This is a genomic window from Pseudoalteromonas sp. AS84, assembly GCF_038900255.1.
GTDB lineage: Bacteria > Pseudomonadota > Gammaproteobacteria > Enterobacterales > Alteromonadaceae > Pseudoalteromonas.
The window spans coordinates 141,580-154,703 of record NZ_JBBMQY010000003.1 but is presented as its reverse complement, the minus strand read 5'-3'; the positions used below and the strand labels follow the sequence as shown (position 1 = coordinate 154,703).

Here is a 13,124-nt window from a genome sequence, read left to right as displayed (position 1 = left end):
CAATTTACAGGTAATTTGAGCAATTAAAGTAGCGTAACGCATTTTGAACGAAGATTAAACAATGCGCAATTTACAAAAATTGTTATAACGTTAATAGGATGAAAACAATTGGTCTGACCAGAAGGAATTAGAATATTAGCTCTATTTTATTGTGTTCAAAAATTGCAGGAAGAGATCAAAGCACCTTACCTTGCATAAGGTACTTTATTAAAAAGGTATTAACCTAAGACAGTCCACCAAATAATGTAAGTAGCGCTATAAGTACTAAGTAAAATAATACATTGCGCTTAACTAGCTTAATCATACAAGTGGCTTCGTAGGTACAGCCGTAATAACGCTTTTCAACTTGCTCTGCTGCAAGTGCAGTACATGTTACGACTTCTCGGTTTGGAGATTTAAAGTTAAGTACGTAACGTAACCAACAGCTCGTGCCTTTATTAAAGTTACCTATTACTAAATAACCAAAGCTGGTAATGCGTGCAGGTAACCAGTCAAGCCAGAACAGTAGTTTATGTATAAGTTTAAAACGCTTAGCAAATATTACTTTATGATCTTCTCGTACTAAATCAGCTACAGTACGCACCAGTGCATATAAAACCGCACCTGGCGCGCCTAAAACAACAAACCAAAAAATAACCGCGCAGTAAAATCTAAAGTTCACCCAAGCCAATGTTTGCCCAAAGGTTTCGCCACCATCTTGATCATCAGTACGCTTTTGACCTATTTGCAACGCATATAGAGATGCAGCAGTACCATCATCTCGCGTTAACGCATTTAAGTACGACTTATATAAAGCACGCTGCTTAGCACAACCAAAGCAAACCAAAAGCACCGCGATATTAATGCCCAACTGCCACAAAACAAAATCTGACAAACAATAAATTAGTGCCACCGCAATCACTGGAAGTAAAAGCCAAATTAAAAAGCCCGGTGCTGAGCTAAATAGGCCCTTATCACCAAGTAATTTATTAGAGCGATTTAAATAACCATTTGCGTAATAACTTATCTGCCAGTAATTAGACCGAGCCCCTAAGCGCTCTAGTATTAATGCAATTATTATAGAAACTAAAATCATGGGAATAACTCTCTTAACTTAGCTGTTCAAGCATATTAAAAAACAATGGCCAATTAAAGCTACTACCAGGATCGGTTTTACGCCCTGGAGCAATATCGCAATGCCCAACAATACGCGAAGGGGTAATTTTTGGATAGCGTTGCATTATAGATTTACTAATTATAGTTAATGTTTTGTACTGTTCTAAAGAATATGGTGCGATGTCGGTACCTTCAAGTTCAATACCAATACTAAAGTTATTACACGCAGGCGCGTCCTCAAACTCAGATTGGCCTGCATGCCAAGCACGCTTTTCTAAAGGCACGTATTGTATAATCTCACCGGTGCGCTTTATAAAACAATGGGCCGATACACGTAAATTCTTTAAGTCACTAAAACTTGGATGAGCATTACAGTCAATGCTACCCATAAATAAGTCATCAACGAAAGGTGTACCAAACTGCCCTGCTGGCAATGATATATTGTGAATCACCAATAAAGAAATATCAGCCTCATCAGGGCGCTCATCAAAATGCGAACAAGGCCGCTGCGCTACCGTACTTAAAACACCGTTTAAATCTATTTTCATGATACGTTTATTATATAAATATCAAGAGATACATAGTACTGATGCTAAAGGATTTATTAGAAAAATGATAGTAACAAGCGAGGTATAAAACCTCACATACAAATAATTCAAACCCACCCGTAGGTACGAATTTACGTCCGCCAATGTAACGTAACTTTCGAAATTAAAAGCGAGGTATAAAACCTCACCTACAGATAATACAAACCCACACGTAGATACTAATTTACTATACGCGCTTATCTTTATATTGGTGAAAAGGCAATCGCTTCTCTTTCTTTTATAAACATAGTAAAATTTGCTTAATTTATTAACGCTTATGAGCATCCTATGTCTATTTCGCACTCCCTCATTACTCAACTAGTCACTCTTGCACTTGACGAAGATTTAAATTATCAAACCGCGCAAGAAGGCGATATTACCGCGCAGCTTATCCCTCAGAGCGAGCAAGCCAACGCAAAAGTAATCACTCGCGAAGACTGTATTTTTTGCGGAAAAGACATCATCCTTGAAGTATTCAAACAGGTAGACCCAAGCGTTAAGGTTAATGTACTTATTAATGATGGCGACGCAGTTAAAGCAAACAGCACATTATTTACCGCTATTGGTTCAGCTCGTTCAATATTAACTGCCGAACGTACTGCACTTAACTTTGTACAAACGTTATCAGGCACTGCAACTACTACAGCGCGTTACGTAAAAGAGCTAAGCGGCACAACTACGCAACTACTCGACACACGCAAAACCATACCTGGTTTGCGAGCACTTCAAAAATACGCGGTAAAATGTGGTGGGGGTGCAAACCATCGCATTGGCTTATTTGATGCTTTTTTAATTAAAGAAAATCATATAGCGGCTTGTGGCACAATAAACAAAGCCGTAGCTCAAGCTAAACAAAGCCACCCAAACAAACCTGTCGAAGTAGAAGTAGAATCACTCCCTGAACTTAAGCAAGCAATTGAAGCTGGCGCCGACATAATTATGCTAGACAACTTTAGCGTAGAGCAAATTAAGCAAGCAGTAATTTTAACCAACAAACGCGCCAAACTAGAGGTTTCAGGCAATATGACCCTAGAAACGCTCAAAACTTATTCACAAGCAGGCGTTGATTTCATATCAAGCGGGGCGTTAACAAAAAACTTACAATCAATCGATTTATCGATGCGTTTTGAACAATTTTAAAGCAATAACTGCCAATTAATACCGCTAATCGATTGACAAGTTAAGTAAAAAAGCATTAAATAACCCGAAAGGCTTACTTTGTAACATTTTGTTAAATAAAATCGCTTTTTTATAAGAAGATACGTGCTAAATACTAAAATAAAATGGTAGACTAATTCTGTTGTACTATTTTATTTTAAAAGGTAGTCATAAATAACTAGTAACTTTAGTTTTAAAGACATAATTAAAAACTAAAGCAACTAAACTACTTACTTTATGCCTATACTATTTGTTGCTACAACATGTAGCGCACTTAGTAAACTTTTATAGTTAGTACTAAACATAATGAATTCACATACGGCTTTTGTGTTTCATACTCTAAAGCTAAAGTGTAATAAAATTAATTTTAAGTAAAACTGTAAAGTAAATCAGTTAAATTAAGTGAGGCATTTTGCCGCTTAAGTGATTTAACTTACAAACATCTATCCTTTAGGAGAGGAAACATGAAAACAATGACTCAAAAACAACAGGGTTTCACCCTAATTGAATTAATGATTGTAGTAGCAATCATCGGTATTCTTGCTGCAATTGCATTGCCTGCTTACTCAAACTATCAAGCATCATCTAAATTAACAGCTGGCTTAGCTGAAATATCAGCAGGTAGAACAGGTTTTGAGATTGCAGCGAATGCCGGTGAAACACCGGATAGAGCAGCTACAGGTCTTCAAGCAAGTACAGCCAACTGTAATATCACCGTTACAGATACAACAATTGAATGTGCAGTAATAAATGCACCTACACAAATCGGTACTGCAGCTAAAATAACTTGGACTAGAACCTCTACAGGCGGTTGGTCATGTGAAACTACTGGCATTACTGCAGCTAACAAAGAATTAGCTCCTAAAAGCTGCCCACAATCTTAATCATTTCTTGATTACTAAAAGCGCCTAGTTTGGCGCTTTTTTAATGCGTAAGAATCAGTATTCATGAATATAGTAAATATAATAAAACCATTGCTCATCAGCTTGTTTTTTCTGTGTACGCTAATACCTTTAATACCTATAATTTCCTACGATTACCATAACCATCAACGAATCATCCAAATAGCCTTTTTACTTATCACAAGCCTTCTAGTGCTTACTGCTTTTTTAGGTAATAAAAAACCTGCTTTTAAGCTATCACTAAATAAAGTAAGCAGTGAGTTGTACTTTATTTTTATTTTCAGTGGCTGCTTATCTGCATTGATTAGTACAGAGCAAAGTTTTAGTCTGCTGTACACGTTTCATATAAGTTTACTTACTTTAACTATGTATTACGTAAGTACCATAAATGACAAAAAGTCTATTTTATTTATCATTTATGCATTATTGATAACTCATACGAGCTTAATTTTAATATGCTTGCTTAATATAATTTTTACACTTTCTGAGCAGCAACCTTTAAATCCATACATAATTTACTCAGGCTTTATTAATATTCGCTTTTTTAATCAAGTACAGGTATTTATTCTTCCATTTTTAGTGTTACTCCTGAAACTTAAAAGCATACAGCGCATTGTATTTATTATTTTGTTTTTAAACTTATTACTTATATTTATTGGGCAAGCTCGTGGGGCTTTACTCTCATTTTTAGTTTTCTCTATTTTTGCTCTTGCTTTAAAAACAACATTAAGAAAACAAGTGTTTATTGCATTAGTCTGTTTGATATTAAGTTGTATTACTTTTTATGCCCTGGATTCATTAAATAAAGGAGGTACTGAAATACTACGCACATCCTCCTCAGGCCGTATCGACCTATGGTTAAATACTCTTTCTAACCTATCTTTAAAGCATTTATTTATCGGCAATGGTCCTGGAGTGTTTGAAATGTCACTTGGCAGTTCTGCTCCTTTTAGCCATCCTCATAATTCGATAATTGAAATTTTAAATGAGTGGGGATTAATCGCTCTTATATGTATTTTAACTGCTGTTTGTACAACCTTTAAAAAAGCCATAACACATTTAAAATGTCATAAAAAAGATATCATTACTGAAAGCCTCTTTTACTCTTTTGCTATAGGTATTACATACTCACTATTTTCTGGTGTGCATGTAATGCCGGTTTCGCAAACACTCTTATTTATAATGTGGGGATTGCTACTTGGAAGAATTAATAAAAAAAGCAACCAAAGTCTTACCATAAATAAATACTTAAAAGCTTTAATAGCCATTTTATTTGTTTTTACATGGTATCTTTACTTACAAAAAGCGATAAGCATATATAATAATATTGACCCTGATAAGGGCTACATTTACGGACCTAGATTTTGGTCCGTAGGACAGCGATTTTAAAGCGCTTCAACTTTTCTACCAAGAATCATTAGTTTAAGTTATGCTTATAATAATGAAGTTTTAAACCAAATTCAGCTGGGTACCCTTAATGGCAAAAAAACAACAAGATAAAGGCCTCGATACTTTTCAATGGGTAGGCGTTAGTGCACGAGGGAAGAAACTTGAAGGTGAGCTTACAGGTAATAGCATTGCACTAGTAAAAGCTCAGCTTCGTAAGCAAGGTATCACTCCCTCAAAAGTGAAGCGTAAAGCAAAACCACTGTTTGGCATTCAAAGTGTTCAAAAAGTAACTCCTAAAGATATAGCACTACTTACTCGCCAAATTGCGACTATGTTGATGGCGGGCGTTCCTTTAATACAGGCCATTGAAATGATTGGCTCTGGCTCGACCAATAAAAGTGTCGCCAAATTAATGGAAACGATTGCTGATGAAGTAAAGGCGGGACAACCACTATCTACAGCACTTAGAAAACACCCACGTTATTTTGATGATTTATATTGCGACCTTGTAGCCTCTGGCGAGCAATCTGGTGCACTTGATAAAATATTTGACCGAGTTGCTTTATATAAAGAAAAGTCCGAAGCACTAAAATCTAAAATTAAAAAAGCGATGTTTTACCCTATTTCGGTATTAGTTATTGCAGGTATTGTTACCTCCATATTATTAATATTTGTAGTACCCCAGTTCCAAGATATTTTTGCAGGTTTTGGTGCTGAACTTCCTGCTTTTACATTATTCGTAATTGATATATCTAACTTTATGCAAGCATATTGGTGGATGATTCTTATTGGGGTGCTTGCTTTTGGATACGCGTTTAAAGAAGCTAAATTGAGAAGTTTAAAACTCAGAGATGCAACTGATAGATTTATATTGAAAATGCCTGTTATTGGCATGATTTTAAATAAAGCAGCTGTTGCTCGCTATGCACGAACTCTTTCGACCACGTTTGCTGCAGGTGTGCCGCTTGTTGATGCACTTGATTCTGCTGCAGGCGCTTCAGGTAATGCAGTGTACCGATATGCTATTTTAGATATAAAAGTTGAGGTTAGCTCTGGTAATCAGATGAACTGGGCTATGCGTAACTCTAAAATATTCCCTGATATGGTTATACAAATGGTGGCTATTGGTGAGGAGTCAGGATCGCTAGACGGCATGCTCGCAAAAGTAGCAACTATTTACGAGCAAGAAGTTGATGATGCAGTAGATGGCCTTTCAAGCTTGCTTGAGCCACTTATTATGGCTGTACTTGGTGTACTTGTTGGTGGTTTAATTATCGCGATGTACTTACCTATTTTCCAATTAGGTTCTGTAATTTAATTACCAAAAATAACAATTTACAGGAAATAAAAGAGAAGGCTTACTTTTTTGGTAAGGTATAGCTATTAATGTCTTCTCATTTACTCTCTTTCACTTCTATTTGTGATAATAATTTCACTTAATTTTTAAACGCTTAATTTTTAAAATAATTTTCAGGTAATCTAATGCAAAGTATTATAGAAGTAATGCAAAGCCAACTATGGTTTTATTTAACCACCGTTGGCTTAATTAGTTTATGTATTGGTAGCTTTTTAAATGTAGTTATTTATCGCTTACCGTTGATGATGCAACGTGAATGGCAAAGCGAATGCAGACTACTGCTAGAGGATGAACTTACAGCTAATAAATCTAAACAAGCCAATATCAATGAGCCTTTTAACTTAGTAAAACCCAATTCTACCTGCCCTAAATGTAAAGCTGCCATTAAGCCTTGGCAGAATATTCCTATTATTAGTTGGTTAGCACTTAAAGGTAAATGCGCAAGTTGCAGTAATCCTATTTCGGCCCGATATCCTGCTGTAGAGCTTATAACAGCCCTATTAAGTTTAATTGTTGCTTATAGCTTTGGCGCGACCGAGCAAGCCCTTTTATATATTTTTGTAACATGGATTTTAGTAGCACTGACCTTTATTGATATTGACCACATGCTGCTGCCAGATCAACTTACACTTCCGCTTGTATGGCTTGCACTTATTGCCTCGGTCATGGGTTACACAATTACGCCTACTAATGCCATTATTGGCGCGGCTTGTGGCTATTTAAGCTTGTGGAGCGTGTTTTGGTTATTTAAGTTACTAACCGGTAAAGAAGGCATGGGATATGGCGATTTTAAATTGCTTGCAGTATTTGGCGCTTTGCTTGGCTGGCAGTCATTACTTACAATTATTCTGCTTTCGAGCGTAGTAGGTGCCATTATCGGTATTGCACTGTTAAGCATACAAGGTAAAGACAAAGCAACGCCTATTCCTTTTGGGCCTTATTTAGCGATAGCTGGTTGGATCACCATGCTTTGGGGCAATCAAATTCAAGGCGCTTATTTTAATTTAATTGGTTATTAAAATGAGTGAACAAATAGCTAAAGTAAACAGCTGGGTATTAGGTTTAACAGGTGGTATTGGCTGTGGTAAAACAGCCGTAAGCAATATGTTTGAAGAGCTTGGCATTACAATTGTTGATGCCGATATAATTGCGCGTGAAGTAGTACTCCCAAATAGCAAAGGGCTAAAAGCGATTACCCAACACTTTGGTGAGGATATTTTATTGCCTGATGGCACATTAAATAGATCAGAGCTGCGTGCAAAAATATTTACTAACAACAATGAAAAAGAATGGCTTAATGCGTTACTGCACCCTCTTATACGGATAAAAATACTTAAAGATTTAAATAATGCAACTAGCCCTTATGTTGTTTTAGTAGCGCCTTTATTGTTTGAAAACAACCTTGATAAATATTGCGACCATACCTTACTTATTGATGTACCAACCTCAGTACAGATAGCGCGTACAGCAAAACGCGACAGCACAAGTATTAAGCAAGTTAAAAGTATTATTGCCTCGCAAATGTCACGTGCCGATAAGCAGCAAAAAGCGGATGATATTTTAAATAACGACCGTAGTTTAAACCTAGTGCATATAGAACTTGTTGATCTTCATAAAAAGTACCTACAATATGCATTACACAACAAAACTAACTCACATTAACACTGTCCTAACTCACACAAACTCGTATTTTAGTTAGTAAAATCACAACAAAGAATGAAAGGTGATGTAATCACCTTCTTTTTTCTGATAAATTGCTAACTATTGAAGGAATAAAACAGGTGCGCAATGAATATTAACTCACCGTTATTGAGAAAATTTATAACCCTTGGCCGCATTGATGCCGACACGGTTAAAAACAAACAAAATGAATTTGCCTCAACAGCTGAGCTTATTTCTAAATGTGGAAAAATCGATAGTAAAGATTTAGCTGAACAATGTATTGATTTATTTCGCGTACCTTATTTTGATTTAAAAGATTTCGACCCTACAAAAATCCCGGCCGATCTCGTAAAAGAAAAACTCATACGTAAACATCACATTTTACCGCTTGTTCAAAAAGATCGAAAAGTTTATATAGCAGCATCAGATCCAACAGATTACGGCGCATTCGAAAACTTTGAATTTAGTACCGGTCTCTCATGCGAAATTGTTGTTGTTGATTATATTCAACTCGATAACAAAATTGAGCAGTTGCTAGATGCCACTGGCAGCTTAAATTTAACTGATGACGAGTTTCAAGAATTTGCTGATTTAGACTCAGAAAGCCAAAGAGATACAGCACCACAAGATGACGATAAAGATGATGCGCCTATCATCGTATATATCAACAAAATTTTAATGGATGCCATTAAAAAAGGCGCCTCTGATTTACACTTTGAACCGTATGAGCACAAATACCGTATTCGTTTTCGTATTGACGGCATTTTGCATGAAGTGGCAAGCCCACCTAATACATTAGCAACCAAGCTTTCTGCGCGCATTAAGGTTATGTCGAGACTCGATATCGCCGAAAAACGTAAACCACAGGATGGCCGTATAAAACTAAAAATTACTGAACGCAAAAGTATCGACTTTCGTGTAAGTACCATGCCTACCTTGTGGGGTGAAAAAATAGTAATGCGTATCCTTGATTCATCAAGCGCTATGTTAGGCATTGATGTATTAGGCTATGAGCCTGAGCAGAAAAAGCTCTATATGGATGCGCTTGCCCAGCCTCAAGGGATGATATTGGTAACAGGGCCAACGGGTTCTGGTAAAACAGTATCGCTATACACAGGTTTAAATATATTAAACCAGCCAGAGCGTAATATTAGTACTGCGGAAGATCCGGTTGAGATTAACCTTGAAGGTGTAAACCAAGTACAAATTAATATTAAAGCCGATATGACTTTTGCCAACGCATTGCGTGCATTTTTACGTCAAGATCCTGATGTAGTTATGGTAGGTGAAATACGTGACTTAGAAACCGCAGAAATATCAATAAAAGCGGCGCAAACAGGTCACTTGGTTTTATCAACATTACATACAAACTCAGCACCGGAAACAATCACCCGTTTATTAAATATGGGTGTGCCGGCTTATAACGTAGCAAGTTCGATCAGCTTAATAATAGCCCAACGTTTAGCACGTCGTTTGTGCCCCAAGTGTAAAACGCCAGAACAACTTCCGAGTGAAGAACTGACTCGCCAGGGGTTTAGTTCCGAGCAAATTGAAGAAATGACATTATATACACCTAAAGGGTGTGATAGCTGTACCGATGGTTATAAAGGCCGAGTGGGTATTTACGAAGTAATGCAAATTACCCCTGAAATTGCCCAAATTATTATGCGCGGTGGTAACTCGCTTGAAATAGCAGACGTATCACTTAAAGCCGGTTTTAATAATTTACGTTTATCAGGTTTACGCAAAGCAGCCGATGGTCTTACATCCCTTGCTGAAATTAATCGCGTGACTAATTTTTAAAGGTCCATAGTAAAAGTGACAAGGTTCTGAACACTAAACTCAGAGCCTTACTTATACCTAGAGACTCATACCTAAGTAATGTAAAATGCAGAAAAAGATTGTAAAGAGTAAATTATGCCTACTGTTGTAAACTGCCCGACCTGCAAAACTAAAGTTGAATGGTCAGAGCAAAGCCCATTTCGCCCTTTTTGCTCCAAGCGCTGTCAGCTAATTGATTTGGGTGAATGGTCGTTTGAAAATAATAAAATTTCTGCGCCAATCACCTCAGCAGAAGAGTTTAGCCAAGACATGATTGAAGATATTGAAGCTATGCTGGCTAAAAATGAAGATGACTTTTTTAAGTAAACGCTGAATTTTTCATTTAAAAGCACAAAAGCCAGCGCGATGCTGGCTTTTTAGTGTTCAATATAATTGAACGATTAGTCTTTTTGCTTACGATGCTTTTTATTCATACGCTTTTGCATTTTAGCAAACTTCTCTTTTTGCTCAGCGTTAAGAACTTGCATTACTTGGTGCTGCGTTTTTAGTTTAATTAAACCAAATTGCTCACCTTTTTCGCGGCGTTCGTTTAATAGCTCTTTAGCTGCATTTTCGTCAAATGTTGCCGCCGAAAGTAACGCATCCATTTTTGCTTTGTGCGCTTCACGCATTGCTTTACGGGCTTCTTTATCGTCGCCGCGCAATGCTTTCATTTGTGTTTTTTGTGCTTCAAAAATAGCTTTTAGCTTAGTTTGCTGTTCATCTGTTAGGCTTAACTTTTCAACGCCGCGATTAGAAAGTAAAAAACGAGCTTGAGAATGGCCTTGCTTATGCCCGTCACCTTTAGCTAATACGCTACCAGCGCCAAGAGTTGCTGTTGCTAAGCCACAAATAAGTACTAATTTTGATAGTGTGTTTACTTTAGTCATAATCATTACCTTAATATTGAATTGGTTGGTTGAGCGATTGTGGCTGCTAAGCCAGTGAGTTAACTATACCTAACTCAACGCAAAGTAACGCAAAGCAGTGTAAAGGTTGTGTAAAGATTCACCTTTGCACTATTTAGCGGGTAAAATAACGCTATAAACAACTCTAAGGGTTTGTAAATGAAACTATTAATGATTGATGATGATACGGGCCTTTGTGAGCTATTAAGTGAATATTTAACTGCCCAAGGCTTTGAAATACAAAGTGTACACGACGGTGAGCAGGGCCTTAAACTAGCACAAGCAAACGACTACGCCCTTATATTGCTAGATGTAATGCTACCAACGCTTGATGGTTTTGAAGTACTCAAACAACTTAGGCAAACAAAGCTCACCCCTGTAATAATGCTTACTGCAAAAGGTGAAGACTTTGACCGTATTTTTGGTTTAGAGCTAGGCGCTGACGATTATATTCCAAAGCCTTTTAATCATCGTGAATTACTAGCCCGCGTAAAAGCGATAACACGCCGTATAGAGCACATTAATAGCTTAAATGCAGCTACAACGAGTAAGTTACTCGTTAATGGTATTACTGTAAACCTTGCAGCTCGAGAGGCCTCAATAGACAGCTCTACACTAACCCTTACCGGTACAGAGTACGAAATACTCACGCTATTGTGTAAAAATGCAGGCGAAGTTGTTAGTAAAGAGCAAATTAGCGAAGAAGTGCTAGGCAGGCGCTTAGCTTCATTTGATCGCTCTATCGATATGCATGTAAGTAATATCCGTAAAAAAATTGCGGAGCATATTCCAGGCGAGCGAATTAAAACAATGCGAGGTACAGGCTATGTCTTTATCCAAGGCGAATAAAAGCACTTACTTTGCTTGGTTAAAGCACCCTGGGCACTACCTATTTTTTAAAATATTTATTTGGTTTTGGTTAACTATAATCGGCACCGTAGCAGCGCTTATATTTTTAAGTAATATTACCGCTATTAATGCGGTATCTAACGAGCCACTTTATGGGCCGATGAAAAAAAACCTGATATATACCGCTAAAAGCATTGAGCGATCTGCTGTTAAACATAAGCGCACCCTAAGCGAAGTATTAGTTCACCCTCGCCTATCAAAGCGTAAACTTTTATATTTAAGCGCAGCACAATCCGATGACTCACTTAGTAATAAAGAAGTGCCAGAGAGCATCGACTTAAGTTTATTAAACTTTACTCAAAACATGTCACCGCAAATTATTTTCACTGAAAAATACCAAGCCTTCGGCCCTGTTAATATAAAAGTGCCTGAAGGGAGTTTTTATCTTTATGAAATAGATATTAACCATCAACCGCCGCTAATAATGCGCTTTAAGCTAATGCCTAATTGGATGAAAATAGTCATCGCAATTGTTGCATCTCTCATTTTAAGTTTTGTATTTAGCCGTAATTTAATAGCCCCTATAAATAGCCTTAAAAAAGCAGCTATTAAATTATCTGCGGGTAACTTAAGTGCAAGGGCCGATATTTCTGTAAACCGTAAAGATGAACTCGGAATACTTGGGCGAGATTTTAACAGCATGGCTAATCAGTTAGAGCTTTTAATTAGCTCACAAAAACGCTTATTAGCCGACATATCACATGAATTACGATCGCCCCTTACACGTTTAAAAATGGCTACCGGACTTGCACAAATGCAAGCTAACGACGCTAGCCAATCATATTTATTACGCATAGAAAAAGAGGCGAATCAGCTCGATAAAATGATTGCAGACGTGCTGCAAGTTTCTCGTTTAGAGGCAAAAAGCCAAGCGCTTTCACTGCAAAAACAATCACTACAAATAATTGTAGATCACGTTATTAACGATGCGCAGTTTGAAGCAAAACAAAATAATAAGCAGCTAAATATAATGGGCGCTGTAGACGTAAATATTAATTGCGACGAAGGCCTTATTGCCAGCGCACTTGAAAACCTACTTCGCAACGCTATTAAATACGCAAATAAGACGATTAGCATTGCCCTAAAGCATACAGATGCCATTTATATAGAAATATGTGATGATGGCTCTGGTGTGCCCGATGACCAACTGGGCAAGCTTTGCGAGCCTTTTTTCAGGCAATCTGATGCGCGCGACCGCGTAAGTGGTGGCACGGGTTTAGGTCTCGCGATTGCTAAAAATGCTATTACTGCGCATGGCGGCAGTTTAGTATTATCAAATAAAGAACAAGGTGGCTTGTGTGCTAATATAACCTTGCCATTAATAAAAGAGTAAAGC

13 protein-coding genes are annotated in these 13,124 nt (G+C 37.3%); 10 read left to right on the top strand and 3 right to left on the bottom strand.

Features of this window, described 5'->3' with window-relative positions; genetic code table 11:
- Positions 1–223: 223 nt before the first annotated feature.
- Together ampE and ampD are read right to left on the bottom strand one after the other, a co-directional pair.
- Positions 224–1,075: a beta-lactamase regulator AmpE gene (ampE, locus tag WNY79_RS04945; RefSeq protein WP_342875301.1), complete on the bottom strand. Its 852-nt coding sequence runs from the start codon at positions 1,073–1,075 to the stop codon at positions 224–226.
- A gap of 13 nt (positions 1,076–1,088) precedes the next feature.
- Positions 1,089–1,643 carry a 1,6-anhydro-N-acetylmuramyl-L-alanine amidase AmpD gene (gene ampD / locus WNY79_RS04940; RefSeq protein ID WP_342875300.1) on the bottom strand — a complete coding sequence of 185 codons (555 nt, stop codon included), beginning with the start codon at positions 1,641–1,643 and terminating at the stop codon, positions 1,089–1,091.
- Between the two features lie 327 nt (positions 1,644–1,970).
- On the opposite strand from ampD, the gene nadC reads away from it, so the two are divergent.
- From nadC to yacG, 8 genes are all read left to right on the top strand, one after another.
- Positions 1,971–2,822, top strand: a complete 852-nt coding sequence (gene nadC / locus WNY79_RS04935) for a carboxylating nicotinate-nucleotide diphosphorylase (protein WP_342875299.1) — start codon at positions 1,971–1,973, stop codon at positions 2,820–2,822.
- A gap of 482 nt (positions 2,823–3,304) precedes the next feature.
- Positions 3,305–3,724, top strand: coding sequence for a pilin (locus WNY79_RS04930; protein ID WP_342875298.1), 420 nt, complete (start codon positions 3,305–3,307; stop codon positions 3,722–3,724).
- A 63-nt stretch (positions 3,725–3,787) separates the two neighbouring features.
- On the top strand, positions 3,788–5,131 hold the full coding sequence (locus tag WNY79_RS04925) for an O-antigen ligase family protein (protein ID WP_342875297.1): 1,344 nt from the start codon (positions 3,788–3,790) through the stop codon (positions 5,129–5,131).
- 88 nt (positions 5,132–5,219) lie between these two features.
- Positions 5,220–6,449, top strand: coding sequence for a type II secretion system F family protein (locus WNY79_RS04920; RefSeq protein WP_342875296.1), 1,230 nt, complete (start codon positions 5,220–5,222; stop codon positions 6,447–6,449).
- A gap of 164 nt (positions 6,450–6,613) precedes the next feature.
- Positions 6,614–7,507 (top strand): A24 family peptidase, encoded by an 894-nt coding sequence (locus tag WNY79_RS04915; protein WP_342875295.1) that lies wholly within the window; start codon positions 6,614–6,616, stop codon positions 7,505–7,507.
- A gap of 1 nt (position 7,508) precedes the next feature.
- Entirely contained in the window at positions 7,509–8,150 is a 642-nt protein-coding gene (coaE, locus tag WNY79_RS04910; protein WP_342875294.1) for a dephospho-CoA kinase, read from the top strand.
- Between the two features lie 126 nt (positions 8,151–8,276).
- Positions 8,277–9,953, top strand: coding sequence for a type IV-A pilus assembly ATPase PilB (gene pilB / locus WNY79_RS04905; RefSeq protein WP_342875293.1), 1,677 nt, complete (start codon positions 8,277–8,279; stop codon positions 9,951–9,953).
- 114 nt (positions 9,954–10,067) lie between these two features.
- Positions 10,068–10,298, top strand: coding sequence for a DNA gyrase inhibitor YacG (gene yacG, locus WNY79_RS04900; RefSeq protein WP_076925028.1), 231 nt, complete (start codon positions 10,068–10,070; stop codon positions 10,296–10,298).
- 74 nt (positions 10,299–10,372) lie between these two features.
- On the opposite strand, the gene WNY79_RS04895 is transcribed toward yacG, so the two are convergent.
- Positions 10,373–10,861, bottom strand: a complete 489-nt coding sequence (locus WNY79_RS04895) for a Spy/CpxP family protein refolding chaperone (protein WP_342875292.1) — start codon at positions 10,859–10,861, stop codon at positions 10,373–10,375.
- Between the two features lie 177 nt (positions 10,862–11,038).
- Here WNY79_RS04895 and WNY79_RS04890 point away from each other — a divergent pair, with 177 nt between their 5' ends.
- Together WNY79_RS04890 and WNY79_RS04885 are read left to right on the top strand one after the other, a co-directional pair.
- Positions 11,039–11,728, top strand: a complete 690-nt coding sequence (locus tag WNY79_RS04890) for a response regulator (protein WP_024600142.1) — start codon at positions 11,039–11,041, stop codon at positions 11,726–11,728.
- Positions 11,706–13,121: an ATP-binding protein gene (locus tag WNY79_RS04885; RefSeq protein ID WP_342875291.1), complete on the top strand. Its 1,416-nt coding sequence runs from the start codon at positions 11,706–11,708 to the stop codon at positions 13,119–13,121. Before WNY79_RS04890 ends, WNY79_RS04885 begins: the two co-directional genes overlap by 23 nt.
- Positions 13,122–13,124 lie beyond the last annotated feature (3 nt).